Source organism: Bradyrhizobium hipponense, from assembly GCF_008123965.1.
Taxonomy (GTDB): Bacteria; Pseudomonadota; Alphaproteobacteria; order Rhizobiales; family Xanthobacteraceae; genus Bradyrhizobium; species Bradyrhizobium hipponense.
Window position 1 is genome coordinate 18485 of the sequence record NZ_VSTH01000100.1, and the last position, 26461, is coordinate 44945.

General features: G+C 65.2%; 24 protein-coding genes. 9 read left to right on the forward strand and 15 right to left on the reverse strand.

Annotated features, from left to right (window positions below; genetic code table 11):
* Nucleotides 1–2: 2 nt before the first annotated feature.
* The gene (locus FXV83_RS27540) at nt 3–542 is read left to right on the forward strand and encodes an adenine phosphoribosyltransferase (protein ID WP_148742725.1); all 540 of its coding nucleotides are present in this window, start codon (nt 3–5) and stop codon (nt 540–542) included.
* Nucleotides 543–585: 43 nt separating this feature from the next.
* Here FXV83_RS27540 and FXV83_RS27545 read toward each other — a convergent pair whose 3' ends face one another.
* The 8 genes from FXV83_RS27545 to FXV83_RS27580 form a co-directional block, all read right to left on the reverse strand.
* Complete coding sequence (locus tag FXV83_RS27545; protein ID WP_148742746.1) at nt 586–1254, reverse strand: hypothetical protein; 669 nt, start codon at nt 1252–1254, stop codon at nt 586–588.
* Between the two features lie 61 nt (nt 1255–1315).
* A complete protein-coding gene (locus FXV83_RS27550; RefSeq protein WP_148742726.1) occupies nt 1316–2068 on the reverse strand; it encodes a P-loop NTPase family protein in 753 nt (250 codons plus the stop codon).
* A gap of 196 nt (nt 2069–2264) precedes the next feature.
* Complete coding sequence (locus FXV83_RS27555) at nt 2265–3485, reverse strand: M48 family metallopeptidase (protein WP_148742727.1); 1221 nt, start codon at nt 3483–3485, stop codon at nt 2265–2267.
* Nucleotides 3486–3517: 32 nt separating this feature from the next.
* Complete coding sequence (locus FXV83_RS27560; RefSeq protein WP_148742728.1) at nt 3518–4078, reverse strand: LemA family protein; 561 nt, start codon at nt 4076–4078, stop codon at nt 3518–3520.
* A gap of 137 nt (nt 4079–4215) precedes the next feature.
* Nucleotides 4216–5193 carry a small ribosomal subunit Rsm22 family protein gene (locus tag FXV83_RS27565; RefSeq protein WP_148742729.1) on the reverse strand — a complete coding sequence of 326 codons (978 nt, stop codon included), beginning with the start codon at nt 5191–5193 and terminating at the stop codon, nt 4216–4218.
* 149 nt (nt 5194–5342) lie between these two features.
* Nucleotides 5343–8807, reverse strand: coding sequence for a chromosome segregation protein SMC (gene smc / locus FXV83_RS27570; RefSeq protein WP_148742730.1), 3465 nt, complete (start codon nt 8805–8807; stop codon nt 5343–5345).
* A gap of 218 nt (nt 8808–9025) precedes the next feature.
* Nucleotides 9026–9697, reverse strand: a complete 672-nt coding sequence (locus FXV83_RS27575) for a DsbA family protein (protein WP_148742731.1) — start codon at nt 9695–9697, stop codon at nt 9026–9028.
* A 142-nt stretch (nt 9698–9839) separates the two neighbouring features.
* Complete coding sequence (locus tag FXV83_RS27580; protein ID WP_148742732.1) at nt 9840–10334, reverse strand: DUF721 domain-containing protein; 495 nt, start codon at nt 10332–10334, stop codon at nt 9840–9842.
* Nucleotides 10335–10531: 197 nt separating this feature from the next.
* On the opposite strand from FXV83_RS27580, the gene mutY reads away from it, so the two are divergent.
* Entirely contained in the window at nt 10532–11650 is a 1119-nt protein-coding gene (gene mutY, locus FXV83_RS27585) for an A/G-specific adenine glycosylase (RefSeq protein ID WP_148742733.1), read from the forward strand.
* Between the two features lie 53 nt (nt 11651–11703).
* Nucleotides 11704–12123, forward strand: coding sequence for a PaaI family thioesterase (locus FXV83_RS27590; protein WP_148742734.1), 420 nt, complete (start codon nt 11704–11706; stop codon nt 12121–12123).
* Nucleotides 12124–12594: 471 nt separating this feature from the next.
* On the opposite strand, the gene FXV83_RS27595 is transcribed toward FXV83_RS27590, so the two are convergent.
* A complete protein-coding gene (locus FXV83_RS27595) occupies nt 12595–13878 on the reverse strand; it encodes a flavin-dependent oxidoreductase (protein WP_148742735.1) in 1284 nt (427 codons plus the stop codon).
* Nucleotides 13879–14006: 128 nt separating this feature from the next.
* On the opposite strand from FXV83_RS27595, the gene FXV83_RS27600 reads away from it, so the two are divergent.
* Nucleotides 14007–14627: a glutathione S-transferase family protein gene (locus tag FXV83_RS27600; protein WP_148742736.1), complete on the forward strand. Its 621-nt coding sequence runs from the start codon at nt 14007–14009 to the stop codon at nt 14625–14627.
* Nucleotides 14628–14830: 203 nt separating this feature from the next.
* On the opposite strand, the gene FXV83_RS27605 is transcribed toward FXV83_RS27600, so the two are convergent.
* Nucleotides 14831–15748 carry a LysR family transcriptional regulator gene (locus tag FXV83_RS27605; RefSeq protein ID WP_148742747.1) on the reverse strand — a complete coding sequence of 306 codons (918 nt, stop codon included), beginning with the start codon at nt 15746–15748 and terminating at the stop codon, nt 14831–14833.
* 91 nt (nt 15749–15839) lie between these two features.
* On the opposite strand from FXV83_RS27605, the gene FXV83_RS27610 reads away from it, so the two are divergent.
* Both FXV83_RS27610 and FXV83_RS27615 read left to right on the forward strand, forming a co-directional pair.
* Nucleotides 15840–16283: a nuclear transport factor 2 family protein gene (locus FXV83_RS27610; RefSeq protein ID WP_148742737.1), complete on the forward strand. Its 444-nt coding sequence runs from the start codon at nt 15840–15842 to the stop codon at nt 16281–16283.
* A gap of 275 nt (nt 16284–16558) precedes the next feature.
* Nucleotides 16559–18568 carry a methyl-accepting chemotaxis protein gene (locus tag FXV83_RS27615; protein WP_187436201.1) on the forward strand — a complete coding sequence of 670 codons (2010 nt, stop codon included), beginning with the start codon at nt 16559–16561 and terminating at the stop codon, nt 18566–18568.
* A 70-nt stretch (nt 18569–18638) separates the two neighbouring features.
* Here the strand turns inward: FXV83_RS27615 and FXV83_RS27620 are convergent, their stop codons facing one another.
* From FXV83_RS27620 to FXV83_RS27630, 3 genes are all read right to left on the reverse strand, one after another.
* On the reverse strand, nt 18639–19319 hold the full coding sequence (locus FXV83_RS27620; protein WP_148742738.1) for a glutathione S-transferase family protein: 681 nt from the start codon (nt 19317–19319) through the stop codon (nt 18639–18641).
* A gap of 124 nt (nt 19320–19443) precedes the next feature.
* Nucleotides 19444–19770: a hypothetical protein gene (locus FXV83_RS27625; RefSeq protein ID WP_148742739.1), complete on the reverse strand. Its 327-nt coding sequence runs from the start codon at nt 19768–19770 to the stop codon at nt 19444–19446.
* 210 nt (nt 19771–19980) lie between these two features.
* On the reverse strand, nt 19981–21111 hold the full coding sequence (locus FXV83_RS27630; protein ID WP_148742740.1) for a site-specific DNA-methyltransferase: 1131 nt from the start codon (nt 21109–21111) through the stop codon (nt 19981–19983).
* 409 nt (nt 21112–21520) lie between these two features.
* Here FXV83_RS27630 and ypfJ point away from each other — a divergent pair, with 409 nt between their 5' ends.
* Nucleotides 21521–22453: a KPN_02809 family neutral zinc metallopeptidase gene (gene ypfJ / locus FXV83_RS27635; RefSeq protein WP_148742741.1), complete on the forward strand. Its 933-nt coding sequence runs from the start codon at nt 21521–21523 to the stop codon at nt 22451–22453.
* A gap of 103 nt (nt 22454–22556) precedes the next feature.
* Nucleotides 22557–23120: a molybdenum cofactor biosynthesis protein B gene (moaB, locus tag FXV83_RS27640; RefSeq protein WP_148742742.1), complete on the forward strand. Its 564-nt coding sequence runs from the start codon at nt 22557–22559 to the stop codon at nt 23118–23120.
* A 252-nt stretch (nt 23121–23372) separates the two neighbouring features.
* Here moaB and FXV83_RS27645 read toward each other — a convergent pair whose 3' ends face one another.
* Both FXV83_RS27645 and FXV83_RS27650 read right to left on the reverse strand, forming a co-directional pair.
* Nucleotides 23373–24347 carry a bifunctional helix-turn-helix transcriptional regulator/GNAT family N-acetyltransferase gene (locus FXV83_RS27645; RefSeq protein WP_148742743.1) on the reverse strand — a complete coding sequence of 325 codons (975 nt, stop codon included), beginning with the start codon at nt 24345–24347 and terminating at the stop codon, nt 23373–23375.
* 64 nt (nt 24348–24411) lie between these two features.
* The gene (locus tag FXV83_RS27650) at nt 24412–24987 is read right to left on the reverse strand and encodes a glycosyltransferase family protein (RefSeq protein WP_148742744.1); all 576 of its coding nucleotides are present in this window, start codon (nt 24985–24987) and stop codon (nt 24412–24414) included.
* Nucleotides 24988–25320: 333 nt separating this feature from the next.
* On the opposite strand from FXV83_RS27650, the gene FXV83_RS27655 reads away from it, so the two are divergent.
* Entirely contained in the window at nt 25321–26160 is an 840-nt protein-coding gene (locus FXV83_RS27655; RefSeq protein ID WP_430648952.1) for an RMD1 family protein, read from the forward strand.
* Nucleotides 26161–26461 lie beyond the last annotated feature (301 nt).

Sequence of the window (26461 nt, forward strand, 5' to 3'; positions counted from 1 at the left end):
CAATGATGTTTGACCACGATCTGAAGGCGAGCGTTCGCACCATCCCGGACTACCCCAAAGCCGGAATCATGTTCCGCGACATCACAACGCTACTCGCCGACGCGCGCGCATTCCGCCGCGCGGTCGACGAGCTCGTCAACCCCTGGGCCGGCAACAAGATCGACAAGGTCGCCGGCATGGAGGCGCGCGGCTTCATCATCGGCGGCGCGGTGGCGCATCAGGTCTCGGCCGGCTTCGTGCCGATCCGGAAAAAAGGCAAGCTGCCGCACACCACCGTGCGCATCGCTTACTCTCTCGAATATGGCATCGACGAGATGGAGATGCATGTCGACGCGATCCAGCCCGGCGAGCGCGTCATTCTGGTCGACGACCTCATCGCCACCGGCGGCACCGCGGAAGGCGCGGTCAAGCTGCTGCGGCAGATCGGCGCCAACGTGGTCGCGGCCTGCTTCATCATCGACCTGCCCGAGCTCGGCGGCGCCGCCAAGCTGCGCGCGATGGACGTACCGGTGCGCACGCTGATGACGTTCGAGGGGCATTGAGCGGCGACGGGCAGAAAATATCGCCCGGGTATAATTTGTCGCCTCAGGACCGTTGCAAGATCAGGCTGAGCTCGAGCTCGCGGAAGGCGAGATAGTTGCGCCGGGTCCACTGGTGCAGCTCGGTGGACGAGTCCTTCTCCTGGCGGAGATAGCCGGTGAAGGAGAAGCTCAGCCGGTCGATATAGGTCTTGAGGAAGCCGGGCAGCGCCGGCAGGCGGAGCAGCCGGCCGCCGGCCATCGCAGGCGGCAGCTCGCCGCGGATGATGAACTCGTTGTCGACGGTGATCAGGTTCATCCGCGGGATCTGCCCGCGCAGCATCTCATGAGCGCGGGCCGAGGCGCGGTCGGTATCGGCGACGAACAGGATCATCGGCGCGACACGGCGGCGCGCCGCCTCCTTCAGCAGGCCGATCTCGTCGGCCATCTTGAAAAACTCGTCGAAGGCGTGGAAGCCGAGGTCGATCACCTTGGCGAGGCCGTCGTCGACGATCACGCGGTCCATCAGCTGCATCTTGCCGAAGGTGTCGATCACATCAGCCGTCTCGGTGATCTTCGGCAGGAAGTCGACCAGCGACGGTTCCTTCAGGTTGACGTCGAAGGCCGCGACGTCGCCGTTCTTGAGCAGCAGAAATTCGCTCAAAAGCCGCGCCAGCAGCGTCTTGCCGACCTGCGGGCGGGGCGAGCAGATGATGTACAGGGACGTCGCGGGCATCGACAGCCATATCTGCGCGGATTTACCGCTCAATCCAGCCGCATCCGCCCGAATTGCGCAACTATTTTTCGCTGTTGCGGCCGGCGGACTTCGAGCCGACGATATCGGTCAGCCGAATCCGGTCGAACTCGCTCCAGACGTTGGCGAGCCAGTGCCGGACATAGCCGCGCAGCACGAAGGAATAGTTGGCGGCTTCGTCGTTGATGCCCTTGTTGGCGACGAATTTCAGGAACGGAACGGAGGACACCTCGACCTGCTCGTAGGCCATTTCGTTGAGCTTAGGAATGGTCAGCTCGGTCGCGTCCTTGATCCGGTGGAAGTAGGAATTGTAGGTCGCCTGATCCCACTGGAAGAACTGGGTGTCGTTGATGAAGTTCTTCACCAGGAAATATTTTGCACCGGTCATGAAGCCCGCGGTCTCGGCGATCTCGTCCAGCGAGGCGATCGAGGGCCCGAGGATGTGGAACACCGCGAAGGTGATCTGGCCGGCCTTGGCGGCATCGAGAAAGCCGATGTCGCGCAGCGAGGCCAGGGCCGGCGAGAGCAGGCCGGCGCGGACGTCGATCACGGTCACCGACGGGCTTGCCGCGTTGAGCGTATCGAAGATCTTCATCTGGTCCGACGTCGTCATCATATCGACGATCTCGGTAATCCCCGGATGGAAGCGCTTCAGCGTTCCGCGCGGCGACTCGGTGTCGAAGGCGCGCGTCGGCACGTTGTTGGCGGAAAAATAATCGAGCAGGGTGCGCGAGACCGTGGTCTTGCCGACCCCGCCCTTGTCCGCGCCCACCACAACCACTGCCGGCTTTGCCATTGCTGTCCCCTAACGCGCGCCCCCGATCGCGAGGTCGCAATCGGCCGGGCCCCAAATCGATGTCCCGAGTCTGCTGTTGGGCGCGAACATGGCAGAAACAAGGGAGAATTCAATTCCTCGGCACGTCGTTGCGGCAATTCCCGGGGTTTTTCTCAATCGCCGCGAAACTAATCGCGCTTGATGTCAAATCACGCGCTCAATGGCGGCCCCACGGACCGACGGGATTCCCCGTCGGATTGCCACTTGCGGTTCCAGAAGGCCTTGGCGCGGGTAGCGGCGGCGGACTGGCCTGGCCGCCTGCGTCGTTCCACGGCCCCTGTGACAGCGGCGGCGGGGCATCCTGCTGGTCGGCCTGCGCCTTGGGCTCTTTGGTGTCCTCGTCGGGCGGCAGCGGGCCGGGATCGTGGCCGCCGGCAAACTTGACCAGCGCATCGACCCGGGACTGCACCGACGGGTGGGTCGCGAACAGATCGGCAAAGCCCTCGCGCGGATTGTCGACGCAGAGCTCCATCACCGCCGAGGTCGCGCCCGGCAGCTCGCCCCGGTTCTCGATCTTGCGCAGGGCCGAAATCATGGCGTCGGGATTCTTCGTCAGCTCGACCGAGCCGGCGTCGGCGAGATATTCGCGCGACCGCGACAGCGCGAGCTTCACCACCTGCGACAACAGCCAGGCCACCACGATCAGCACGACTGCGATGATGATGACAACGACCGCGCCGCCGCCCGAGCTCTTGCTATCGCTCGACGACGAGGACGATCGGGACGACGAGGAGGAGCTAGAGGACCGCGAGCCGCCGGAGCTGGAACTCCAGTTGAAGCTGGTGAACACGCGGAAGAACAACTCGCCGAAGAAGCCGACCACGCCGGCGATGATGACGGCGACCACCATGAGCTGCACGTCGCCGTTCTTGATGTGGGTCAGCTCGTGGCCGAGCACCGCCTCGATCTCCTTATCGTCCAGCGCATCGAGCAGGCCCGTGGTCACTGTGATCGCATATTGCCGCGGGTTGAGGCCGGTCGCGAACGCGTTCAGCGCCGGGCTCTCCATCATCTTCAGCTTCGGCATGGGGATGCCGCGGGAGATGCAGAGGTTTTCGAGCAGATTGTAGAGCCGCGGCTGCTCCTGCCGGGTGACGTCGTGGCCGCCGGTCACCGCGTCGATCATCGACTGGTGGAAGAAATAGGCGATCACGATCCAGGCGGCCGCCACGATCGTGGCAATGGGCGAGGCCTTGAGCAGGTCGGAGAAGGCGCGGCTCAGATAGAAAGCGACGGTCTGATCGCTGTCGATGAGAACTTCGGCGATCAGCGCACCGGCATAGACCAGCACGTAAATCAGCAGGAACAGGCCGGCGAGCAGCAGCATCGAACGAAACTTGTTCGAGGCGATGTGCGTGTAGAGACCATACGCGGCCATGACGCGCTGCCCTGCCGGCCCGGCGGTTTAAATCAGAACTTCACCTGCGGCGTCGCCTCGACCTCGGTGCGGCTGGCGCCGAGATCGAAGAACTCCTTCCGGGTGAAGCCGAACATGCCGGCGAACAGCGCGGCGGGCATCTGCTGGATGCCGGTGTTGTACTCCTGGACCGCGTTGTTGAAGAAGCGCCGGCTCGCCGCGATCTTGTTCTCGAGGTCGGAGAGCTCGCTGGCAAGCTGCTGGAAATTGGCATTGGCCTTGAGGTCGGGATAGGCCTCCGACAGCGCGATCAGCCGGCCGAGCGCGCCGGAGAGCTGGTTCTCCGCGGCGGACACCTGGGCCGGGCCCTGCGCCGACATCGCCGAATTGCGTGCCTTGATGACGTCGTCGAGCGTGCCGCGCTCGTGCGATGCATAGCCCTTCACCGTTTCAACCAGGTTCGGGATCAGGTCATGACGCTGCTTGAGCTGCACGTCGATATCGGCAAAGGCCTGGCCGACGCGCTGGCTCAGCGCCACCAGCCGATTATAGGCGCTGAAGGCGAACAGCACGAGGACGACGATGACGCCGAGAACGATCCAGCCGGTCGACATGGAGAACTCCTGAAGGGGATTGAGGCGGGCGCAGCCTAGACCAAATTGGCGCGGAGCGAGAGCCCCGGCGCAGAGGGAAGGTTAGACTTGGTCGGATCGGCAGCCATCCGAGTTCAAGGCAAAAGCGGGCAACGAGGTTAACTTTCGGACAGGACTGCATCGCCCCAGCGCCAACGCCGCGCATTCGCATAGGCGGGCTTGTCGCGGCGTGGCACCTTCGCAAGTTCGACGCCCTGCTCGGTGCAGAGCTTGGCCGTGATCTCGGCCTTGCCGATGTCCGGCGGCGCCAGCACGCGCGAGGCGCGTGTCCCCGGCGGCGTGCGGGTCAGGGCGACGTAGATGAACCTCTCGTCCTCGAACGGCACCTCGGCGCCCTTGACCTGGCGGTGCGCCTGCGAGCGCGGCAAACGTTGGGAGAAATGGCACCAGTCGGGTGCAATCAGCGGGCAGGGTCTTTCGTGCGGGCAGGGGGCGGCGACGAAGGCGCCCGCCGCGATCAGTTGCTGGCGCAGCGCGAGGATGCGGGCGTAGCCGGCCGGCGTGCCGGGCTCAATCACCACAAGCGCGTGACGTGCCTTTGCCCACATTGCCTCGGTCAGCTTGCGCTGGTCGCTCTCGCCGAGCTCGCCGATGATGTAGCTCGCAACGACGAGATCGGCTTGCGGGACTTCGGCGAGGTTCGCTCCGGCGTCGCCCGGCAGATAGCGGCAATCGGCCAGCCGCGTGCTGTCTTGCGCGAGCTCGAGCGCCAGCCGGCTCAGGGTCGCGTTGGCATCGAGCAGGGTGAAGGATTGCAGCGAGCCAAAAGCCTCTGCGGCGGCCCAGCTCGCGGTGCCCGGACCTGCGCCGACGTCGAGCAGTGTCTCAGGAGTGAAGTCCGGCGCGATTTCGGTCAGCGCGTTCAGGCTCGCGGCCACCGCTGCATAGGTCGCCGGCATGCGCGCCAGTGCATAGGCGAGCGCATCGGCCTCCGACTTGATCGTGCCGGAACCACCACCCGCGCGATAGGCGTTCGAGATCTTCTGTGATCGCTGTGCGGCATCGCTGCGCGAAAAGCCCTGGAGCTTGGCGTCGAGCGCGGCCTTGAGTTCGGCGGGAAGGGAAGGGGAGATCATCTTTCCAACGTCATGCCCCGCGCAGGCGGGGCATCCAGTATTCCGAGACAGCGCCGGTCGACCGAGAGGCCGCAGCGTGCTGGATCATCCGCCCAGCGCGCATTGCGCACAAGGCGAATGATGACGTCAATGGTTGCGGGTCGACCGCGTCACGCCACGTTCTGGTCGAGAATGTCCACGGCCTCTTGCAGGTTCACCGACACCAGCTGCGAGACGCCGCGCTCGGCCATGGTGACGCCGAACAGCCGGTTCATCCGCGCCATCGTGATCGGGTTATGCGTGATGATGACGAAGCGGGTGTCGGTCGAGCTGGTCATCTCGTGCAGCAAATTGCAGTAGCGCTCAACGTTGTGGTCGTCGAGCGGCGCGTCGACTTCGTCCAGCACGCAGATCGGCGAGGGGTTGGTGAGGAACACCGCGAAGATCAGCGCCATTGCGGTCAGCGCCTGCTCGCCGCCCGAGAGTAGCGACAGCGTCTGCGGCTTCTTGCCCGGCGGCTTTGCGATGATCTCGAGGCCAGCTTCCAGTGGGTCGTCGCTCTCGATCAGGTGCAGCGCCGCCTCGCCGCCGCCGAACAGCTCGACGAACAGGCGCTTGAAGTGGTTGTTGACGACCTCGAACGAGGTCAGCAGCCGCTCGCGGGCCTCCTTGTTGAGGCTCTGGATGCCCTGGCGCAGCCGCTTGATGGCTTCGACGAGGTCGTCGCGCTCGGTGGTGAGGCCGGTGTGCTGGGTCTCGACCTCGCGCAGCTCTTCCTCGGCGCGCAGGTTCACCGCGCCCAGACGCTCGCGGTCGCGGCGCAGCTTCTCCAGGTCTTCCTCGGTCTCGCCGAGCGGTGGCAATTCCGCGCCGGGCTCGATCTCGGCAAGGCCGGCGACGGCCTGCGGCTCGACTTCGAGCATGTCGCGGATCTCGCGCTCGATGTCCTCGAGCCGACGCCGGGCGCCTTCCATGCGTTCTTCGGCGCGTGCGGTCGCCTCGCGTGCGCTCGACAGCGCTTCGAGGGTCAGCTTGGCCGCGCGATCGGTTTCCGCCATCGCCGTTTCCGCGGCGGCGAGCGCATCGGCGGCAACGCGGCGGTCGTTCTCGGCGTATTCGATCTCGGTGATCAGCGCGCTGCGCTTCTCGGCGAACACGGCCGGCGCGTTCTCGAGATCGCTGCGCTCGATCGAGACCTCGGTGATGCGGGCCTGGATGGTGTCGATATGGGAGGCCGCGCTGCCCTTGCGGTTCTGCCACTCGGTACGCTCGGCGACGATCGCCTGCACGCGGCGGTCGGCAAGCTCAGCCTCGCGCGCCAGCGCCTGGGCCTCGGCGCGGACCTGGGCGGCCATGCGGCGATGGCCTTCGATGTCGCTGCGGACCGCGGCGAGACGGGTCTCGGTGTCCTCGCTCGACGGCAGCTCGGAGATCGCAGCGGCGGCGTATTCGTGCGCGGCCTCGGCCTCGGCGCGGTCGGCGGCGAGGCGGGTATGCGCTTCGATCAGCGCGGATTTGCGGGCGGCGCGGCGGTTGATCTCGCGCTCGGCCGTGGCATGGCGCTCGCGTGCGGCGTTGAGCTCGCGCTGCGCGGCGCGCCAGGCTTCGCGGCTGGCAGCTTCCGTGCTGGCCGCCATCTGCAATTCGGCTTCGGCATTCTCCAGCGCCTGGCGTTTGATTTGCGCGTCGATGCGGGCCTGCTCCAGCTCGTTCTCGATGTCGACAAGGCGCGCGCGCTCGGCAAGGCGCCGTGCCGCACCGGTCGGCGCGTGAGCCGCGGCGACGAAGCCGTCCCAGCGCCAGACGTCACCCTCGGGCGAGACCAGCCGCTGGCCGGTCTTGAGCTGCGACACTAGCTCGGCACCGCGCTCGCGCGGCACCACGCCGATCTGCGCCAGGCGGCGCGCCAGCTCAGCCGGCGCCTGCACGTGATTGGCGAGCGGGACCACGCCCTCGGGCAGCTCCGGATCGCCCTCGGTGACGCCGGCATTGGTCCAGCGCATCGGCGCCGACGGATCGACCGGCGCGTCGAGATCGTCGCCGAGCGCGGCGCCGATTGCCTTTTCAAAGCCCTTGTCGACGGTGATGCCGTCGATGATCGGCGGCCAGAGGTTCTTGGTCTCGCCGTTGACGATCTTGGAGATGGTGCGCGCTTCGGTCTCGAGCCGCTGCACGCGCTTGTCGGCCTCGTTCAGCGGCGAGCGCGAGGATTCCAGCGTCTGGCGCGCGGCGACGTGGGCGGCCTCGCTCGCCTGCGCGGCGGCTTCCGAAGCGGCGAGCGTCTGCTCCGCGTTCTCGACCGTGGCGGTCAGCTCGTCGAGATCGCCGAAGCCGCCGGTCTCGTCGGCGAGCTTCTGCTCTTCCGCGGCGACATTCGCGAGCTCCTGGTCCAGCCGGGCTAGCTTGTCGCGGTGGGTGCGGACATTGGCCTCGAGCTGATTGCGCTTGGCGGTGAGGTCGGCGAGCTCCGTTGTGAGCTCGGAGAATCGTTGCTCGACTTCGGTCAGCGTCGCCTCGGCCTCGGCCACGCGCTCGTCGACGCCTGAGCGCTTCTCGACGCGCGACTTGATCTCTTCCTTCAGCTCGGCATCCTCGGTGTCGAGCCGCTCGAGTGCGACGTCGGCATCCATGGTCTGCTGCTGGGCGCGGGAGATGTCGCCTTCGAACTGCGCCAGCCGGCGCTCGAGCTCGGCGACGCGCTCCTTGGCGCGCTCTTCCTCGCGGTCGAGCAGTTCGCGGGCGTTGGTCAGACGTTGCAGGCCTGCGGCTGCGCGCGCTTCTGCATCGCGCAGTGCCGGCATTTCGGCGGCGCGGATCGCCTGGATGCGCGCGGCCTCGGCCTGGTGCTGGGTGCGCTCGGCCATCTCGCGCACGGCGAGATCATGGGTCTGGCCGGAATCGTTGACCTCGGCATGGGCCCCGACCCAGCGCAGATGGAATAGGGTCGCTTCAGCCTTGCGGACCTTGGACGCGACCTCGCGATAGCGCACGGCCTGGCGGGCCTGCTTCTTGAGGCCTTCGACCTGGCTGGCGAGCTGGCCGATCACGTCCTCGACGCGGGTAAGGTTGGTTTCGGCCGCCTTCAGCCGCAGCTCGGCTTCGTGGCGGCGGGCATGCAGGCCGGCGACGCCGGCGGCGTCTTCCAGCACGCGGCGGCGTTGCTCGGGCTTGGCCTGGATGATCTCGCCGATCTTGCCCTGGTGGACGAGGGCGGGCGAGCGCGCGCCGGTGGCGGCGTCCGCGAACAGGATCTGCACGTCACGGGCGCGCACGTCGCGGCCGTTGATGCGGTAGACCGAGCCCGCCTCGCGCTCGATGCGGCGGGAGATTTCCAGAAGCTGGCTGTCGTTCATCGCCGCCGGCGCGGTGCGATCAGCATTGTCGATCGTCATCGTCACTTCGGCGTGGTTGCGCGCGGGACGGTTGCCGGAGCCGGCGAAGATCACCGCGTCCATGTCGGCGGCGCGCAATGATTTGTACGAGGTCTCGCCCATCGCCCAGCGCAGCGCCTCGACCAGATTCGACTTGCCGCAGCCGTTGGGGCCGACCACGCCGGTGAGGCCGGGCTCGATGACGAAGTCGGTCGGCTCAACGAAAGACTTGAAGCCGTGAAGGCGCAGGCGGGTGATCTTCATAAGCACGCATCTCTGTTGGCAGGCGCGAATCCCCCTGCCCGGACAATACCATGGAAGGCAATGTCGCTCTCTGGGTGAGTCGCGCGAGGCGGCTCATGCGGCTGGACAATGGCCGTGGTGCGCCGTGAGGGCAACCGGCGAAAGCCGCTTTTCCCAAGGGATTTATGCCGGGAAAGATACGGCTTTGGAGCCCGCGAATCAGGAGCGAGGCGTGAGAATCAGCTCTTCAGCAGCGAGTTGATCTTCTTCGCGAATTCCTCGAACGAGGTCTCGCCCTTGATCTTCTCGCCGTTGATGAAGAAGGTCGGAGTCGAATCGACCTTCAGAACGTCGCTGGCATATTTCTGGTCGGCGGCGATCTTGTCGAGTAGCGCCTGGTCCTTCAGGCAGGCCTCGACCTGCTGCTGGGTGAGCCCGGCCTGCTTGCCGATCCGCGTCAAGGTCTCCGTGGTGTTCTTCATTACCCAGTCGTTCTGCTGGCGGAACAGCATGTCGGTGACCGCAAAGTATTTCGGCGCGTCGCCATTGGCTATGCAGCGCGACAGCATCGAGCCGGCGGCGGCCTTGATGTCCAGCGGGAACTCGCGGAAGACGTAACGGACCTTGCCGGTGTCGATGTATTCCGACTTGATCTTGGGGAACACCTGCTCGCTGAAGGCGGCACAGTGCGGGCAGGTCATCGAGGCGTATTCGGTGATGGTGACGGCGGCGTCCTTCGGGCCGAGCGCCATGTCGGGCAGCGACACGGGTTTTGCCACATCGCCAGCCGCCTGCGCCATGGCTTCAGGGATCATGGCCTCGGAGACGAACCGCAGCGGCGAGAGCCCGGCGAGCGCAGCAAGCCCGGTCAGCGACAGCATCGTGGTGAAGGCGCGGCGGGTGATGATCAAGGTCGGCTCCCGGATTGGTGTGGTCTTGCCCTACGGATCCTTTATCAAAGTTCCCGCTCGGGCGGCCTGTCGCTAGCTTGAAACGTCGTTTGAGGCAATGGCGGGCCGCAAGGACGGGTCCAGATTGGCGCCGGAATGAGGCTCAATTTCGCTTGATTGCGGCGCCGAGGCGCGCCAGCGCCGTCTTCAGTTGTTCATCTTCGATTTCGCCCAGGCTCTCCGCCACTTTGGCGACGGTCTTGGGGTCCGGCGGGGCGGGCCGCGCCGGCCGCCGGGCGCGGGACAGGGGAGCTTGGCGGAAGGCGAGCTTGCCGACCGCACTCCAGCCGAAGAAGCGGTTGACCCGCTCCAGGATCACGTGGGCTGAGTGCTGGATCTCCAGCGCCATCGGCCCCTCGACCCGCAGCACCAGCGTCGCCGGTTCCTGCGGCTGGCCCTCGACAGGCCGCGGCCATTGCATCTTGAGCGGTTCGGCATGAGCCGCGATCTCCGGCCCGGCAATCTGCGCCCAGCGCGTCACCAATTCGCGGGCGGCAAAGCCCTGCTTGGCATAGGCCTCGGCAAAGACGTCGTTGAGCAGCAGCGAGAGCGGCTTTGCGCTGATGGGGCCGGGCTTGATGGGGCGAAGCTTGGACATGGGCCCTTATAGCACTCAAGGGCGCGGACCACAGGCTCTACCGTCATGGCCGGGCATAGCCGTCCGAAGGACGGCGTCGCTTCCGCGCGCCTATGTCCCGACCGATCCACGTTCTTCGGCGAAGAAAGACGTGGATGCCCGCGACAAGCGCGGGCAGGACGTGGAGAGTTCGGTGCGTTGTCGTTACAGTAAAGTGCATGAGCCCCAAATCCGCCCTCAAGGCCACGTCGGAACCTGTTCTGCCGGAAACGTCGTTGCGACCGACACTGCTTCTCCAATGGTACGACCGCCACCGCCGCCGCCTGCCCTGGCGCGCGGTGCCCGGCGAGGCATCGGACCCCTACCGCGTCTGGCTATCCGAGATCATGCTGCAGCAGACCACGGTGAAGGCGGTCGGGCCCTATTTCGAGAAGTTCATCGCACGCTGGCCGGATGTCACGGCACTCGGCCGCGCCTCGCTGGATGACGTGCTGCGGATGTGGGCCGGGCTCGGCTATTACTCGCGCGCGCGCAACCTCCATACCTGCGCAGTCGCGGTGACGCGCGACCATGGCGGCGTATTTCCAAACACCGAGGAAGGGCTGCGCGCGCTGCCCGGGATCGGGCCCTACACCGCGGCGGCGATTGCCGCGATCGCCTTCGATCGCCGCACCATGCCGGTCGACGGCAATATCGAGCGGGTGGTGTCGCGGCTGTTTGCGGTCGAGGAGGAGTTGCCGCAGGCAAAACCGCTGATCCAGCAATTGGCGGCAACGCTGCTTGCCGAGTCCCGCTCAGGCGATAGCGCGCAGGCGCTGATGGATCTGGGCGCCTCCATCTGCACGCCGAAGAAGCCGGCCTGCTCATTGTGTCCGCTGCATGAGGACTGCACGGCGCGCGCGCGGGGCATCCAGCAAAGTTTTCCGCGCAAGGCGCCGAAGAAGAACGGAACGTTGCGGCGTGGTGCTGCCTTCGTCGCCACGCGCGGTGACGAGCTCCTGGTCCGCTCCCGCGCCGAAAAGGGCCTGCTCGGCGGCATGACCGAGGTGCCGGGCTCGGACTGGCTCGCCGGCCAGGACGACGCCCGGGCGAGGCAGCAGGCGCCGGAGCTGAAGGGGCTCTCGCGCTGGCAGCGCAAGCTGGGCGTCGTCACCCACGTGTTCACGCATTTCCCGCTGGAGCTAGTGGTTTACACGGCCAAGGCGCAAGCCCGCACGCGGGCACCAGAGGGCATGCGCTGGGTGCCGATCGCGACCCTTGCCGACGAAGCGCTGCCCAACGTCATGCGCAAGGTGATCGCGCACGCGCTGGGCCTCTCGCCGGCCGCATCCTCCTGACACCATGCTGGCAGCAGGGCTGCGCTAACAGCGGGGCGAAACGGAGATTTCGCATGGTCAAGACCGCTCTCGACAACTTCCGAAGGCCGCCCTGCGCCGAGCTGCTCGGATGGCAATTGCTCGATGCGCGCCCTGGAGACGGCTGGATCAAGCTCGGCTTCGAAGGCAAGCCCGAATTCTGCAACCCGGCGGGCTTCATCCAGGGCGGCATGCTGTCGGCCATGCTCGACGACACGATGGGGCCGGCCGTGCTGGTGATGAGCGAGGGCCGCCTCTACACCACCACCATCAGCATGACAGTGAACTTCCTCAGTCCCGCAAAACCCGGCCCGATCATCGCCGAGGCGACGGTGACGCAACTCGGCAAGACGATTGCATTCGTCGCGGCCAAGCTCATGAGCGAGGACGGCACCGTGCTGGCGACGGCAACCGCGAGCGAGCGTTTGCTGGAGGCGACGAGGGTGGTGCGGTAGGTTTCCGATCTCCCAACGCACTCCATTTCCCTTCTCCCCTTGTGGGAGAAGGTGGCATGGCCGCCTCCGGCGGCCGTTCTTAAGAACGCCGAAGCGAAGCTTCCGCTATGGCGCCGGATGAGGGGTGTCTCTCCGCGAATTCAAACTGTCAGAGATCGCGGAGACAGACCCCTCACCCGAGTAAGTCTGCGTCCACCAGCGTCGCTGCCCTCTCCCACAAGGGGCGAGGGCACATCGATGTGTATCTCGCTCGGTGTCAGATATCGAGCCGCGCACTCAGTTCTCCTTCTCCCCTTGTGGGAGAAGGTGGCGCGAAGCGCCGGATGAGGGGTTGGTTCAGCGAACTCAATTGCCAGAGATGTATTCGCGGAGAGAACCCCTCACCTGAGTGAGTCTGCATCTGGCGGCGTCGCTGCCCTCTCCCACAAGGGGCGAGGGCACATCAACGGGCATCTCGCCTCGTGCGAGAGTTTAAGTTCTCGCGCGCTCCACATCCGTCGTCGACACAATCGCAGGCCTCGCATTCAGCGCCTCGACCTGAAACCCCGCGACACGCTTGTAGTTCGCGGCGATGTCTTCCAGCTCCTGCTGCGACAATACGTCGGTGACGACATCGTAGCCGCCGGGCGCGCGCTCCTCGACCAGTTGCATGACCTGCTCGGGGCCGTTCTTGCGGTTGAGCAGGACGAGACTGGTGGTCGCGGGCCTCCGTTCGGCCTCATAGGCCACGAGCGCCGCATTGGTCGGTCCATGCGCGAGGATCTCGCGGGTGATGACGCGGGCATCAAGGATCGCCTGCGAGGCGCCGTTGGAGCCGACCGGATACATCGGATGCGCGGCGTCGCCCATCAGCGTGACGCGGCCGAAGGTCCACTGCGACACCGGATCGCGGTCGACCAGCGGATATTCGTAGGCGTGCGGACAGTTCTTGATCAGGCCGGGCACGTCGAGCCAGTCGAACTGCCAGCTCTCGAACCAGGGCAGAAACTCCTCGAGCCGCGCGGTGCGGTTATAATCCTCGCGCCGCCACTGGTAGGTCGGCGGCATGTGGCGCTCGGCAACCCAGTTGATGAGGTGATTGCCCGCGGCATCCGGCTGTTTCGAGATCGGGTAACAGACGAATTTCAGGATCTCGTGGCCGGCCATGATCATGGTGCGGCCGGACAGGAAGGCTTTTGACGGCGTGACGCCGCGCCAGAGGATGCGGCCGTTCCAGATCGGCGATCCCTCCTGCGGATAGAGCTTTTCTCGCGCGGCGGAATGGATGCCGTCGGCGGCGATCAGCAGTGTGCCGCCGTAAGTTCCTGCGGCCTTGCCGGTCGCCTTGTCGATGAAGTCGGCGCGCACGCCGTCGGCGGTCTCATTCCAGCCGGTCAAATGATGGCTGGTGAGAATGTTGTCGCGGCCGAGCCGCTCGATCGCGGTGTCGAGCAGGAGTTGCTGAAGCGTACCGCGATGGATCGAGAATTGCGGCCATTTGTAGCCGGCCTCCAGCCCGCGCGGCTCGCTCCAGATCGGCTTGCCGTGCTTGGAGAAATAGGCGAGCTCGCGGGTGCGCACGCCGCTGGCGTCGAGCTTGTCCATCAACCCGAGCTCAATCAGCTCTCGCACCGCATGCGGCAGCACGTTGATGCCGACGCCGAGGGGTTTCAGCTCGGCGACGCTCTCGAACACTTTTACGGGAACGCCGATTCCGTGCAGGCTGAGCGCAAGCGTCAGCCCGCCGATGCCGCCACCGGCGATGAGTACGGTCATGTCAGAACCCCTCCAATTGCAGGCGTCTTGGCACAGGGGGGCCGCGGTGGGCAACTGCGAAGAGGAGATCGTGCTATGGACCTTCGGGTCGACAGCCGTTAATTTCCAGCTTTTCCATGAGGTCCGACATGTTCAAGCTCTACTACGCCACCGGCACCTGCGCGCTCGCCACCTACATCACCCTGGAGGAGGCCGGCGCCGAGTACTCGGCCGAGCGGCTGAGCTTCAAGACGAACCAGCAAAACAGCCCGGACTATCTCGCGATCAACCCGAAGGGCCGCGTGCCGGCGCTGGTGACCGATCGCGGCGTCTTGACCGAGACGCCGGCGATGCTTGCCTATATCGCGCAAACCTTCCCCAAGGCGAAGCTCGCGCCGCTCGACGACCCCTTCGAATTCGCGCAGGTGCAGTCGTTCAACTCATACCTCTGCTCGACCGTGCACATCAACCACGCCCACAAGGTGCGAGGCGCGCGCTGGGCGAGTGAAGAGAGCTCGTTCGCCGACATGAAGGCGATGGTCCCGAAGACCATGGGCGCCTGCTTCGCGCTCATCGAGCAGAAGATGTTCAGGGGGCCATGGGTGATGGGCGAGCAGTACACGATCTGCGATCCCTACCTTTACACCCTGTCGACCTGGCTCGAAGGCGACAGCGTCGACATCAACGCGACGCCGAAGGTCGCGGATCACTTCAAGCGCATGTCGGATCGCCCCGCCGTGCGCAAGGTGATGGACGCGCAGACGGCGTGAGGCATCGCGGCGCCATATTCCCCTGTCGTCCCGGGCAAGCGTAAGCGCAGACCCGGGACCCATAACCCCAGGGAGCGGTTGTGGCGCGAAGGTGGTAACTCCGAGTCCCCGTAACCACTTCTTCCTGTGGCTATGGGTCCCGGATCGGCGCGCGCTTGGGGCGCGCTTGTCCGGGACGACACCGTGTTTGCTGAAGCTGCATCCTATCCGGCCTTCCGCTTCTCCAATTCCCGTCCCGTCTCCAGCATCAGCCGCCTCAGCCAGGTCGAGCCGGGGTCCATCTGCGCGCGGGTCGGGTAGAACATGAACTGCTCGTCGATGCCGGGATCGAGCGGCGGCGTCACGACGGCAAGCCCGAGCTGTTTTGCCAGCGCTGCGATCAGCCGGCGCGGGACGAAGGCGACGAGGTCGGTGCGGGCGGCGACATGCAGCGCTTCGAGATAGCCGGGGACGACGAGAGCAATGTGCCGCTCGATGCCCTTGCTGCGCAGCCAGGTGTCGATCAGGTCCTCCGGCTGGCCGCGGATGATCACGCCGACATGGCGCGCGGCCAGGAAAGTCTCGCGCCGCTTCAGCTTGGCACCGGCGGGATGGCCGCGCCGCACCGCCAGCGCGTCGCTGTCGGTGTAGAGCAGCTGGCGGTGAAAGCCCTTGAATGCGTTGCCGATCGAGATGACGAGGTCGATGGTGCGGGCGAACTCGGCGTGGAAGATCGCCGGTCCCCGCCACGGCACGACGTCGATGCGGACGTTGGGCGCGGCCTGCGTCACCTTCTCCATCAGCGGCGGCATCAATAGCTCGACCGCGAGGTCCGGCATCATCAGGCGGAATTGCCGCTCGCTGCGCGCAGCGTCGAATTCATCTGATACGAACAGCCCGCGCACCTGATCGAGCGCCTGCGCCAGCGGCGCGCGCAGTGCTAACGCCCGCGGCGTCAGCTCCATCCGCGCGCCGGCGCGCACCAGCAGCGGGTCGCCGAAGATGTCGCGCAGGCGCTGCAGCGCGTGGCTCGCGGCCGGTTGCGACAGGCCGATCCGCAAGGCGGCGCGGCTGACATTGACCTCGCGCAGTAGCGCGTCGAGCGCGGTCAGGAGATTGAGGTCGAGCGAATTCAAATTCATGGGGTGAATAGATAGCATATGACCTATCGATTTGAAGAATTTTGGTTCGGTGGCGATGATCTGCGCGATGTCACCACACGGAGATGCCGCCATGAGCGCGAGCGCCAACAAGAAACTGATGCAGGATATTTTCGCCGCCGCCGCCAACCCCGATCCGGCCGCACGCGACCGGGGGCTATTCACCACGAGCCTCGCCGATGACGCCAAATGGATCGTGACCGGCCAGTATTCCTGGTCGCGCACATTCTCGGGCAAGGAGTCGATCCTCAACGACCTGCACGGCTATGTGCGCACGCGGCTTCGCGACCGGACCCGAACGGTCGCGCACCGCTTCATCGCCGACGGCGACATCGTCGTCGTCGAGGCCAAGGGCGACAACGTCACGCCCGAGGGCGTGCGTTATGACAACGACTACTGCCTCGTGTTCCGCCTGGCGGACGGCAAGATCAAGGAGATCCGGGAGTATTGCGATTCAGTCCTCACGGAGCGGGCGCTGGGGCCGTTTCCGCAAACGGCCCTTAGCGCCGCGAACTGACGCGCTGACGAGCAACGCGGTGGCCGGCACCTGCGGCCTGCCATCGCGATGACGCGAGATTCCTGCGCATCTGCTTACAAAATCAGCAGATTTCGTCAGCTTTCCAGAAGTTCGTGCGAACAAGAGAAGGATACGATTAAGAAGTGTCGACCATTGTGTGCTTCGCAGCATGAGTGATCCCAGGGGCGATCCTGATGACTGCAAGGGTGACCGATGGCGAATACCGGAAGGCATTCGGCAGCCCTGATTTTCTTGCTTCTGGGTGGACAGTGGGAATGCCGAACTTTCGTTTGCGGATCAGAGGTCGTCTTTATGCCGGGTTTACGGCTCTCGTAGCGGTCGGGCTGGCCATGGCCGTGACCGCGGTCTGGAATCTCCGTGCGGTCCAGGATCAGGTCGCAAGACAATCCGCCCTTTCTGACAGTACCGCGCGGGTCTTGGAGATATCGACCCATCTGCAGGCGATCCAGCGGGCCAATCTGCGATACATTTACGACGGCAGCGAGCCTGCGATGAAGGAGGCTGCCGAACGCGAGACCGCGGCGACCGAGCTGTTGCAGGTCGGGGCGAAAGGCACGGCTTCCGAGGAGCGGCGGAAGCTCTACGACGGTCTCATCGCCGACATCGCGAAGATGCACGCCCTGCGTGACAATTTGGGCGACGCCGTCAATGAGGCGAGAACGGGCAAGGCGACGCTGCTGCCGAGCGGCGACGAATTGACCGTCAAGATGGGCAAGCTGGTCGATGTAGCGCGCGCAGCCGTCGATGAAGACACCGCGGCCCTCGTCGCGGACCTCGAATCCCGGCTCCTTCTTGTTCAAATCGCGAACTGGCGTTTCCTGGCCATGCGCGACGTCAAGGGGCCCGCCAACTTCAGAACAAATGTGGACAGGGCATCACAGCGGCTCGCCGCGCTCGAAAAGAGCCCACAGGCGGCGGAATTGCGAGCCACGCTCGCGCCGGTGAAGACCTCGCTCGGAATCTACAAATCCGCGTTCGAGACGACATCCGCCGCGATGCTTCAGGCCGACGAGATCTACCACAAGAACCTCGCGCCTCTCATTGTCGACAGCATCGGCAGGCTCAAGGCCGCGGAAACCACCTTGAAGAAGGACTACCGGGATTCGCGTAGCACCGCTGAAGCCGCGATCGCAGGCACGACGTCCGTTCAGGAAATCGCCGGCGGCCTCGCCATCCTGTTCGGCAGCATTGTTGCCTTCCTGATCGCCCGCAGCATCGTCGGGCCGCTCGCCGCGATGACGCGCGCGATGGGGCTGCTTGCCGGCGGCAATCTCGAAGTCGAGATTCCCGGACGCGGCAAGGCCGACGAGATCGGCGACATGGCGAAGGCGATCCAGGTGTTCAAGGACAGCATGGTCGAGACCGAGCGTCTGCGCCACGAGCAGATCGAGGTCGAGGCGCGGCAGGCGGAGAGCCGCAAGGCCGACATGGCCAGGCTCGCCGATCAGTTCGAGCAGGCGGTGGGCGAGATCGTCAACACCGTGTCCTCGGCTTCAGGCGAACTCGAAGCCTCCGCCGGCACGCTGACCGCGACCGCGGCGCGGGCCCAGGATCTGTCGACGGACGTCGCATTGGCTTCCCAGGAAGCGAGCGCCAACGTCCAGGCGGTGGCGTCCGCGACCGAAGAGCTCTCCTCCTCGGTCGGCGAGATCGCCCGCCAGGTGCAGGAATCGGCGCGAATCGCCGGCGAGGCTGTCGGCCAGGCGAGCCGGACCAACCAGCGGGTCGGCGAGCTCTCCAAGGCGGCCGCGCGGATTGGCGACGTGATCGAGCTGATCAGCACGATCGCCGGCCAGACCAACCTTTTGGCGCTGAACGCCACCATCGAGGCGGCGCGCGCGGGCGAGGCCGGCCGTGGATTTGCCGTGGTCGCCTCCGAGGTCAAGGCGCTGGCCGAGCAGACCGCAAAAGCCACGGGCGAAATCGCCCAGCAGGTCTCCGGCATCCAGGCGGCAACGGAGGAGTCGGTCGGCTCGATCCGGGAGATCAGCGGCACCATCGAGCGTCTCTCGGAAATCGCCTCGACCGTTGCGGCCGCCGTGGAACAGCAGGGCGCCGCCACGCAGGAGATCTCCCGCAACGTCCAGCAGGCCGCCCACGGCACCCAGCGGGTCTCGACCAATATCGGCGACGTGCAGCGCGGCGCATCCGAAACCGGCTCGGCTTCCTCACAGGTGCTGTCGGCGGCGCGCTCGCTGTCGGCCGACAGCAACCGGCTAAAGCAAGAGGTCGGCAAGTTCCTGAGCTCAATCCACGCCGCCTGACCGGCGCAGACGTCTCAAAAGCAAAAGTCCACGCGCATGCGCGTGGACTTGAAATCGTGCCGTCGCGGGATCAGGCCACTTTGGTCGTCATGTGCTTGAACATGTTGCCGCGGGCCTCGTCGTCCATCTCGGCCTTGAAGGTGAACTTGTCCTTCAAGGCGATCGCGCGTGCCGCCGCAGGCCGTGCCGAGATCTCGTCGACCAGGCGCTTCACGTTCGGATATCGCGCGAAGGCATCGTCGCCGAGCTTGAACGGCACCATCCGCGCCCAACCCCACAGCGCCATGTCGACGATCGAATAATCATCGCCGACCATATAGCGGCGGCCTTTGAGGTGACCGTCGAGAATCTTGTAGTGGCGATCGGTCTCGTATTGGTAGCGGTTATGGGCGTAGTCGTGGTTCTGGTCCTTGGGCGCGAAATGCTTGAAGTGCACGGCCTGACCCGAATACGGCCCGACGCCGGTCGCCACGAACATCAGCCAGGACAGTAATTCCGCGCGGTTTGAGGGCAGGAATTTGCCGGTCTTCTCGGCGAGATAGAGCAGGATGGCGTTCGAGTCGAAAACGATGGTGCCGTTGTCGTCGATCGCCGGCACCTTGCCGTTCGGATTGATCTTGAGGAATTCCGGCGCGAACTGCTCGCCCGTGCGGGTGTCGATCTTCACCGGCTCGAACGGCAGGCCGGTCTCTTCGAGATAAAGCGCGACCTTGGTCGGGTTCGGCGATCCGTTGAAGTAGAATTTGAGCATCGTTTGTCTCCTGTTGCCGGGCGCGAACGCAGCATCATCGCCGCGCAGGCGGCCCCTCTTGCCAAAAGCTTGTCCGGGAGCGCAACCGACGAGTTTGCCGGGTGGCATCTGCGCGCCGCGCAGATCAGCCGGGATAGACGAGGCCGATTGCCGCCGCGATGACCATGGCAGCGCCGACGGCCTCGAGCCGCAAGGCCAGCCGCGTCGCCGTGTGCATATTGGACGCTTGCGTTGCTCGTTCCGATCCCCGCGCATAGCCGTGAACGATGACGTCGTGATTGAAATTGTCGTGGGCTTCGTTGCTGCTGGCCAGTCCAACGCAGATTACGAGCACGCCGAAGAGGGCGAGGCCGAAAAAACCGAGCAGGCCGATCAGGAACATCGGAAACATGCCGATCAGGAAGATCGGCAGCAGCGGCACCAGCAGCAATGTCTCGGACTGTCGTCGCATGGGAGCCGGCCGGTCGGGGCGGAAGCAATGATTCTATCGCAGTTCCAGCGGCGGCGGTGTTCAACAAGTCGTCATTCCCTGGCGCGAGCAAAGCGAGCGAGCCCGGAATCCATCGAACGTCTGAACATGCGGTCCAATGGATTCTCAAATGCGCAATTGCGCATCGTAGTTCTCGCTTGGCGAGCCCCGGAATGACGGGAGATAGAGACGCTACTCCGCCGCCATGCCGGCGCGGATCTCGGCGCGCAGCTCGTCGATCAGCTTGAGGCCCTTCTTGGTCTCGACGTGCCAGAAGGTCCAGCCGTTGCAGGCGGCCGAACCCTGCGCCACTGCACCCATGCGGTGGATCGAGCCCACCTTGTCCCCGAGCATGATGGCGCCGTCGGCGCGGACCAACGCCCCTAACTTCTTCTTGGCGTCGAACAGTTTCGTGCCGGGCATGATCATGCCGCGCTCGATCAATTCGGAGAACGCGACCCGCGGCGCTTCGCGCGCGGTCATGAACGGGGCGAGGCTGTCCTCCGGCAGCGGCTCGACCGCGGCGATGCGCATCTCGGCCGCCTTGCCGTAGGCCTTGTCGCGCTCGAAGCCGATATAGGAGCGGCCGAGACGCTTGGCGACCGCGCCGGTGGTGCCGGTGCCGTTGAAGGGATCGATCACGAGATCGCCGGGTCTTGACGACGACAGCAGCACGCGCGCGAGCAGGCCTTCCGGCTTCTGCGTCGGATGAACTTTCTTGCCGTCGGCACCCTTGAGGCGCTCCTCGCCGGTGCAGAGCGGAATCAGCCAGTCCGAGCGCGCCTGCACGTCCTCGTTGGCCGCCTTCAGCGCTTCGTAGTTGAACGTGTAGCCCTTGGCCTTCTCGTCGCGCGCGGCCCAGATCATGGTCTCGTGCGCGTTGGTGAAGCGGCGGCCGCGGAAATTCGGCATCGGGTTGGTCTTGCGCCAGACGATGTCGTTCAGGAGCCAGAAGCCGAGATCCTGCATGATCGCGCCGACGCGGAAGATGTTGTGATAGGAACCGATCACCCAGATCGTCGCCGACGGCTTCATCGCGCGGCGGGCGGCGAGCAGCCAGGCGCGGGTGAAATCGTCATAAGCCGAAAACGAATCGAATTTGTCCCAGTCGTCATTGACGGCATCGACGTGGGATTCGTCGGGACGCTTGAGATCGCCCTTGAGCTGGAGGTTGTAGGGCGGATCGGCGAACACGAGGTCGACCGAACCGGCCTGAAGCTTCGACATCTCGGCGACGCAATCGCCGAGGACGATGCGATGCGATGCGGATTCAAAATTTGTGCGGGGCGCCCTTGCAGACGCCCCGCGACGCGACTCTACCATGACTCAAGAACTCTGACTCAGGCGACGCTGTCGGCGACGCGGGACCAAACAACCGACTGACCGTTACATTGAAGCGGCAAAGTAAAAATCGACTTAACCCGCTGCTTTTGTGAGCAGGCACCGCATCGCGCGTTGCGCCCGGTTTGTTGCGCGCATTCTCCGTGTTTTACAGTGTATTTCGCACTTCTTCGCGTTGCGGGAGCAGCTCAACCCCTAGAAAGACTGCAATTTCTCTCGGAAAAAATTGCACGACCCTCGGAAAATATTGCTGGCATCGGCGCGCTGTCGCACTAGGCAATTTTTGCCGAGCACGATATTGATCAATGCAACGGAAATTTTACATGTGTGGCCGTTGGGCTTTCGCGCTTGTGCGCCCAGATGATGCCGGCAAGGACTGAGGGAAACCGCCATGCGCTACGATGATTTCCGCCGCAGCGACGACATCGAGGATCGTCGCGACGATGGCGGCGGCGGTGGTGGAGGAGGCGGGTTCGGCCTGCCCATGGGCGGCGGCGGGCTCGGCATCGGCACTGTCATCGTGCTCGGCCTGATCGGCTACGCCTTCGGCATCGATCCGCGCATCCTGATCGGCGGTGCCGAGATCCTCACCGGCGGCGGCCAGGCGCCGACCTACCAGACCGATCGGCAGGCGTCCTCGGGCAAGCGCGGCGCGCCGACCGACGAGATGGGCAGCATGATCTCCGGCGTGTTGGGCGAGATCGACGATCGCTGGAGCGAGATCTTCCAGGCCAGCGGCCAGAACTACACCGGGCCAAAGATCGTGCTGTTCCGCAACGCCACCAATGGCGGCCGCTGCGGCATGGCGCAGTCGGCGATGGGCCCGTTCTATTGTCCGCCGGACCGCACCATCTTTCTCGACACAGGCTTCTTCCGCGAGGTCGAGACGCGCTTCCGCGGCTGCTCCGGCAATGCCTGCAAGTTCACCGCCGCTTACATCATCGCACATGAGGCCGGCCATCACATCCAGAACCTGCTCGGCATCATTCCGCGGGTGACGCGGCTGCAACAGCAGGCCGGCAGCAAGGCCGAGGCCAATGCGCTGCAGGTCAAGGTGGAGCTCCAGGCCGACTGCCTGTCGGGCGTCTGGGTCAACCGCGAGGAGAAGAAGCGTCCGGGCTTCCTCGAGGCTGGCGACATCGATGCAGCGCTGACTACGGCGACCGCGATCGGCGACGACACGCTGCAGCGCCAGGCCACCGGCAGGGTGGTGCCTGACTCCTTCACCCACGGCTCGGCCGCGCAACGCAAGCAATGGTTCATGACCGGCTATAAACAGGGCACGGTGCAGGGCTGCAACACGTTCGGCGCCGGGGCGTTGTAGACTGGCCGTACGTCATCCCCGGACCCTCCGGCCCATCCTTCGAGGCGCGCAAGGGCGCGCACCTCAGGATGACGCCGGTGGATGGGCAAGGAGGTATCAAGCGATGGCATCGATCGACGAGTCAAAACAGTTCGTCCCCCTCAACATCGCGGTGCTCACAGTCTCCGACACGCGCGCACTCGCTGACGACAAGTCGGGCCAGACGCTCGTTGACCGCCTCACGGGCGCGGGCCATCTCCTCGCCGCGCGCGCGATCGTTACCGACGACATCGAGGCGATCCGCGCCGTCATCCGCCGCTGGATCGCCGACGCCGGTGTCGATGTCGTCATCACCACCGGCGGCACCGGTTTTACCGGGCGCGACGTTACGCCCGAGGCGATCGAGCCGTTATTCGAGAAGCGCATGGACGGCTTCTCGATCGCGTTCCACATGTTGAGCCACGCCAAGATCGGGACCTCGACGATCCAGAGCCGCGCCACCGCGGGCGTCGCGGGCGCGACCTACATCTTCTGTCTCCCCGGTTCTCCGGGCGCCTGCCGCGACGGCTGGGACGGCATCCTCGCCGCCCAACTCGACTACCGCACGCGCCCCTGCAACTTCGTCGAGATCATGCCGCGGCTGGATGAGCATCTGCGAAGGGCGAAGGCAAAAGGCGCGACGGTGTAGTTGCGGGCGCTATTTCTTCCCTTCTCCCCTTGTGGGAGAAGGTGGCATAGGCGGCCTTCGGCCGCCGTTCTTAAGAACGCCGAAGCCAAGCTTCGGCTACGGCGCCGGATGAGGGGTCTCTCTTCGCAAGTGCAAGATTGAGTTCGCGGAGATAGACCCCTCACCCGAGTGAGTTCGCGTCTCGCTGCGGAGCTGCCCTCTCCCACAAGGGGCGAGGGCACAATAATGCGCATCTCACCCGTTGCGGAATCATCAGAGATCCCGCTCCCAGGTCTCGCCGATCAGGTTCTGGCCAAAACTGCGGTGCGGTTCGGTGGCGACGAGCTTGAAGCCGGCGCCTTCATAGATGTGCCGTGCGGCAACGAGTATGCTCTGCGTCCACAGCGTCATTCGCCGATAGCCGCAGGCGCGCGCGAAGGTGACGCATTCGGCCACCAGCCGCTGGCCGAGGCCCTGGCCGCGCGCCGCCGGATCGAGCAGCAGCAGGCGCAGCTTGGCGACATCGTCGCTCGCCTTGACCAGAAACACCGAGCCGACCGGGCGGCCCTCGATGTCGGCGATCCAGCAGCGCTCGCGCGAGGCGTCGTAGGAGGTCATGTATTTGGCGACGATCTCGGCCACCAGCGCCTCGAAGCCGGAATTGAAGCCATATTCGCTGGCGTAAAGCGCGCCGTGGCTCTGCACCACCCAGCCCATGTCGCCGGGACGGGGATCGCGCAAGATCGCGCGCGGGGGCGGCGTGCGCGGCAGACCGAGCAGCCGCTCGATCGTCTCCATCGCGCCGGTCAGCCGCCTGCGGTCCTCGGCCGGCAGGGCTCGCAGCATCGCGGCGACGTCCTCCTGCGTCACGCTCTCGAGCCTTGCGAAGGCCTGGCGGCCCTTCGCGGTCAGGCTCAGCTGGTATTGCCGGCGGTCGGTTGCGAGCGGTTTGCGTACGATCAGCCCGCTCTCGTCGAAGTTCTGCACAATGCGGCTGAGATAGCCGGCATCGAGCCCAAGGGCGACGCCGATCTCCTTGGCCGACTGCTCGCCGCCAGTTTCTTTACCACCATGCGCGAGTTCGTAGAGCACGCGCGCCTCGCTGAGCGAGAACGGGGTCTTCAGGAGCTGCTGGTCGAGCACGCCGAGCTTGCGGGTGTAGAAGCGGTTGAAGGCGCGAACCGCCTGAACCTGGTTATCGCAGACCTGATCGGTCGCAGAACTTGATGTTGAAGGGCTTGCTGGCATGGGGTACCTCAATACTTGCCATTGTCAATCAAGTGTTTGACTTTGGCAAGTATCTTGGTTTGGCTCACCCCACCATGACGATCCGGCTGCGCAGCATGGTCCGGGAGGAGCGGCCGAGCCGCCGCAAAAGCCGCGCCTCGGAACGGCGCGCCTGGGGCGGGTAGCCGCCGATCCGGTCATAGTGATCACGCCCGATCAAAAGTCCCTGATCGCCCAGCGGGCCGATCAGCTTGCGCGCCACCGCGCGAAGCATGTGGCGGAATCCGGTATCGCTGTAAGGCGAGCGTGCATAGCGGAACACCGCCGCGCGATCCCGGCCGCTCGTCGAGACGGCCTGGATGAACTGGGTGGTTTCCTCGATCCAGCCGGTTTCAAGCACGGCGCCGGCGGGGAGGAACATCAGCCACGGCGAACGGGCCTGAAGCGCGCCGGCGGCAAGCGCGGCGCCCGGCGAGGACCCTTCGTAGCCGATGAAACGGCAGCCAGCGACATCGGCAACGCGCTCGATGACGCCGTTGCGGGTGCCGTCGACCAGGAGGACCTCCCGGATGACCCCCGCAGCGGCACCGGGTACCAGCGCGGCCAGAGTTGCGACCGCGGTCTGCTCGACGCCTTCGGTCGGAATGATGACGCTCAGCATGATCGAGGCTTCAGTCTCTCAAATTCGGGAGAAGCGTAGTCTGTAATGATGTTGTCATAAACACGCTGCGGTTCCGAGCGCAACGTTCGACGGCGCTTTCGGCGTTTCAATGGTAAACCACCGCCAGTGATCAGCCAAATGTGTCGCGTACGGGTGACAAGATTGCCGAATGTTTCGGCAGGTGAGGGCGATGACGTAGGAAACCGGATATCGCTGTCGCGATTGTCGAGCATCGGCCGGTTATACGATCGCGAGCATTGACGTCTCGATCGGCGGCCTGGACAGGAAAAACCTGCAATGATGGAAAGCGGCCCTATCAAACAGGATGTTCGCGTGAACGCCGATCAACACTCCGTTGGCATGGCGCCAGCATCGGTGAAGCAGGACGCCGCGCCGGCGTTGCGGATCCGCGCATTGATGCTGGGCGACCGCATCAATGCCTCGGGGCTTGAGATCGGTACGCTGGTGTCCTCGGCGCCCGCGGCCTTCCGCGTCCACACGGGCCTTGCCGTGATCTTCCGTTACGGTGTCGTGGTGCTGATCGGGTTGCTCCCTTCGGAGGAAAAGATCCTCATCGACAGCCTGAAGCCGCGGGTGATCGGCGCGTTCAGCCCCTACGAGGAGGAGACTGCGCAGGCGCAGCTCTGCAACGACGAGAACGCCGAGGCGATCCAGCCGGGCGGGCCGATCTGCCTGGCCAAATTCTCCGACGACCGGCTGCTGCTGGTTGCGGACGCGCTCGCCAAGAGCACCTCGCTGGCGCGCGACGAGCGGCGCGTCGCCGCCGTATTTGACGTCATCGAGCCCTTTGCGCGGGAGCTCGCCGAGCGCGGCCGCACTCCGCGCCGGCGCAAGGGCATTTTGCAGCTGATCGGTAACGCGCTGCTGGTGCAGCAGCGCGTCGCCGGCCGTGTTGCGATTGCCGAGAAACCCGACGTGCTCTGGGAGAAGCCCGAGCTCGACCGGCTCTATTCCCGTCTCGAGGACGAGTACGAATTGAAGGAGCGTCTCGACACCCTCGAGCGCAAGCTCACCGCCGTATCGGAGACCGCCAACGCGCTCACCGACATCATCGATACCCAGCGCTCGCTGCGGCTCGAAGTGGCCGTGGTGGTGCTGATCGTGATCGAAGTCGCGATCGGCTGTTTCCAGATATGGTCGGGGACGCATTAGAGCGCGGGGTGTCAGGGCATGCGTGCCGCTGGATCGATCCAATCCGCAAGCAAGCTGCGCGTTACTGTGCCCTCGCCCTTGTGGGAGAGGGCAGCGACGCAAGGAGAACGATCTCGCTCGGGTGGGGGTCTGTCCCCGCGCTCGCATGATGCATTGTGATACGCTGCTGTTGCGGCATTCTTCGTCATTGCGAGCGCAGCGAAGCAATCCAGAATCCCGCCGCAGAGCCAGTCTGGATTGCTTCGCTTCGCTAGGAAGAAACGACTGATGATTGGGCGTCAGGCGGCCTCCGCGATGGGCT

Bases quoted from the DNA above. Each gene is read 5' to 3' on its own strand.
- FXV83_RS27540 (WP_148742725.1), top strand. From the start codon at position 3: ATGATGTTTGACCACGATCTGAAGGCGAGCGTTCGCACCATCCCGGAC.
- FXV83_RS27545 (WP_148742746.1), bottom strand. From the start codon at position 1,254: ATGCCCGCGACGTCCCTGTACATCATCTGCTCGCCCCGCCCGCAGGTC.
- FXV83_RS27550 (WP_148742726.1), bottom strand. From the start codon at position 2,068: ATGGCAAAGCCGGCAGTGGTTGTGGTGGGCGCGGACAAGGGCGGGGTC.
- FXV83_RS27555 (WP_148742727.1), bottom strand. From the start codon at position 3,485: ATGGCCGCGTATGGTCTCTACACGCACATCGCCTCGAACAAGTTTCGT.
- FXV83_RS27560 (WP_148742728.1), bottom strand. From the start codon at position 4,078: ATGTCGACCGGCTGGATCGTTCTCGGCGTCATCGTCGTCCTCGTGCTG.
- FXV83_RS27565 (WP_148742729.1), bottom strand. From the start codon at position 5,193: ATGATCTCCCCTTCCCTTCCCGCCGAACTCAAGGCCGCGCTCGACGCC.
- smc (WP_148742730.1), bottom strand. From the start codon at position 8,807: ATGAAGATCACCCGCCTGCGCCTTCACGGCTTCAAGTCTTTCGTTGAG.
- FXV83_RS27580 (WP_148742732.1), bottom strand. From the start codon at position 10,334: ATGTCCAAGCTTCGCCCCATCAAGCCCGGCCCCATCAGCGCAAAGCCG.
- mutY (WP_148742733.1), top strand. From the start codon at position 10,532: ATGAGCCCCAAATCCGCCCTCAAGGCCACGTCGGAACCTGTTCTGCCG.
- FXV83_RS27590 (WP_148742734.1), top strand. From the start codon at position 11,704: ATGGTCAAGACCGCTCTCGACAACTTCCGAAGGCCGCCCTGCGCCGAG.
- FXV83_RS27595 (WP_148742735.1), bottom strand. From the start codon at position 13,878: ATGACCGTACTCATCGCCGGTGGCGGCATCGGCGGGCTGACGCTTGCG.
- FXV83_RS27600 (WP_148742736.1), top strand. From the start codon at position 14,007: ATGTTCAAGCTCTACTACGCCACCGGCACCTGCGCGCTCGCCACCTAC.
- FXV83_RS27605 (WP_148742747.1), bottom strand. From the start codon at position 15,748: ATGAATTTGAATTCGCTCGACCTCAATCTCCTGACCGCGCTCGACGCG.
- FXV83_RS27610 (WP_148742737.1), top strand. From the start codon at position 15,840: ATGAGCGCGAGCGCCAACAAGAAACTGATGCAGGATATTTTCGCCGCC.
- FXV83_RS27615 (WP_187436201.1), top strand. From the start codon at position 16,559: ATGCCGAACTTTCGTTTGCGGATCAGAGGTCGTCTTTATGCCGGGTTT.
- FXV83_RS27620 (WP_148742738.1), bottom strand. From the start codon at position 19,319: ATGCTCAAATTCTACTTCAACGGATCGCCGAACCCGACCAAGGTCGCG.
- FXV83_RS27625 (WP_148742739.1), bottom strand. From the start codon at position 19,770: ATGCGACGACAGTCCGAGACATTGCTGCTGGTGCCGCTGCTGCCGATC.
- FXV83_RS27630 (WP_148742740.1), bottom strand. From the start codon at position 21,111: ATGGTAGAGTCGCGTCGCGGGGCGTCTGCAAGGGCGCCCCGCACAAAT.
- ypfJ (WP_148742741.1), top strand. From the start codon at position 21,521: ATGCGCTACGATGATTTCCGCCGCAGCGACGACATCGAGGATCGTCGC.
- moaB (WP_148742742.1), top strand. From the start codon at position 22,557: ATGGCATCGATCGACGAGTCAAAACAGTTCGTCCCCCTCAACATCGCG.
- FXV83_RS27645 (WP_148742743.1), bottom strand. From the start codon at position 24,347: ATGCCAGCAAGCCCTTCAACATCAAGTTCTGCGACCGATCAGGTCTGC.
- FXV83_RS27650 (WP_148742744.1), bottom strand. From the start codon at position 24,987: ATGCTGAGCGTCATCATTCCGACCGAAGGCGTCGAGCAGACCGCGGTC.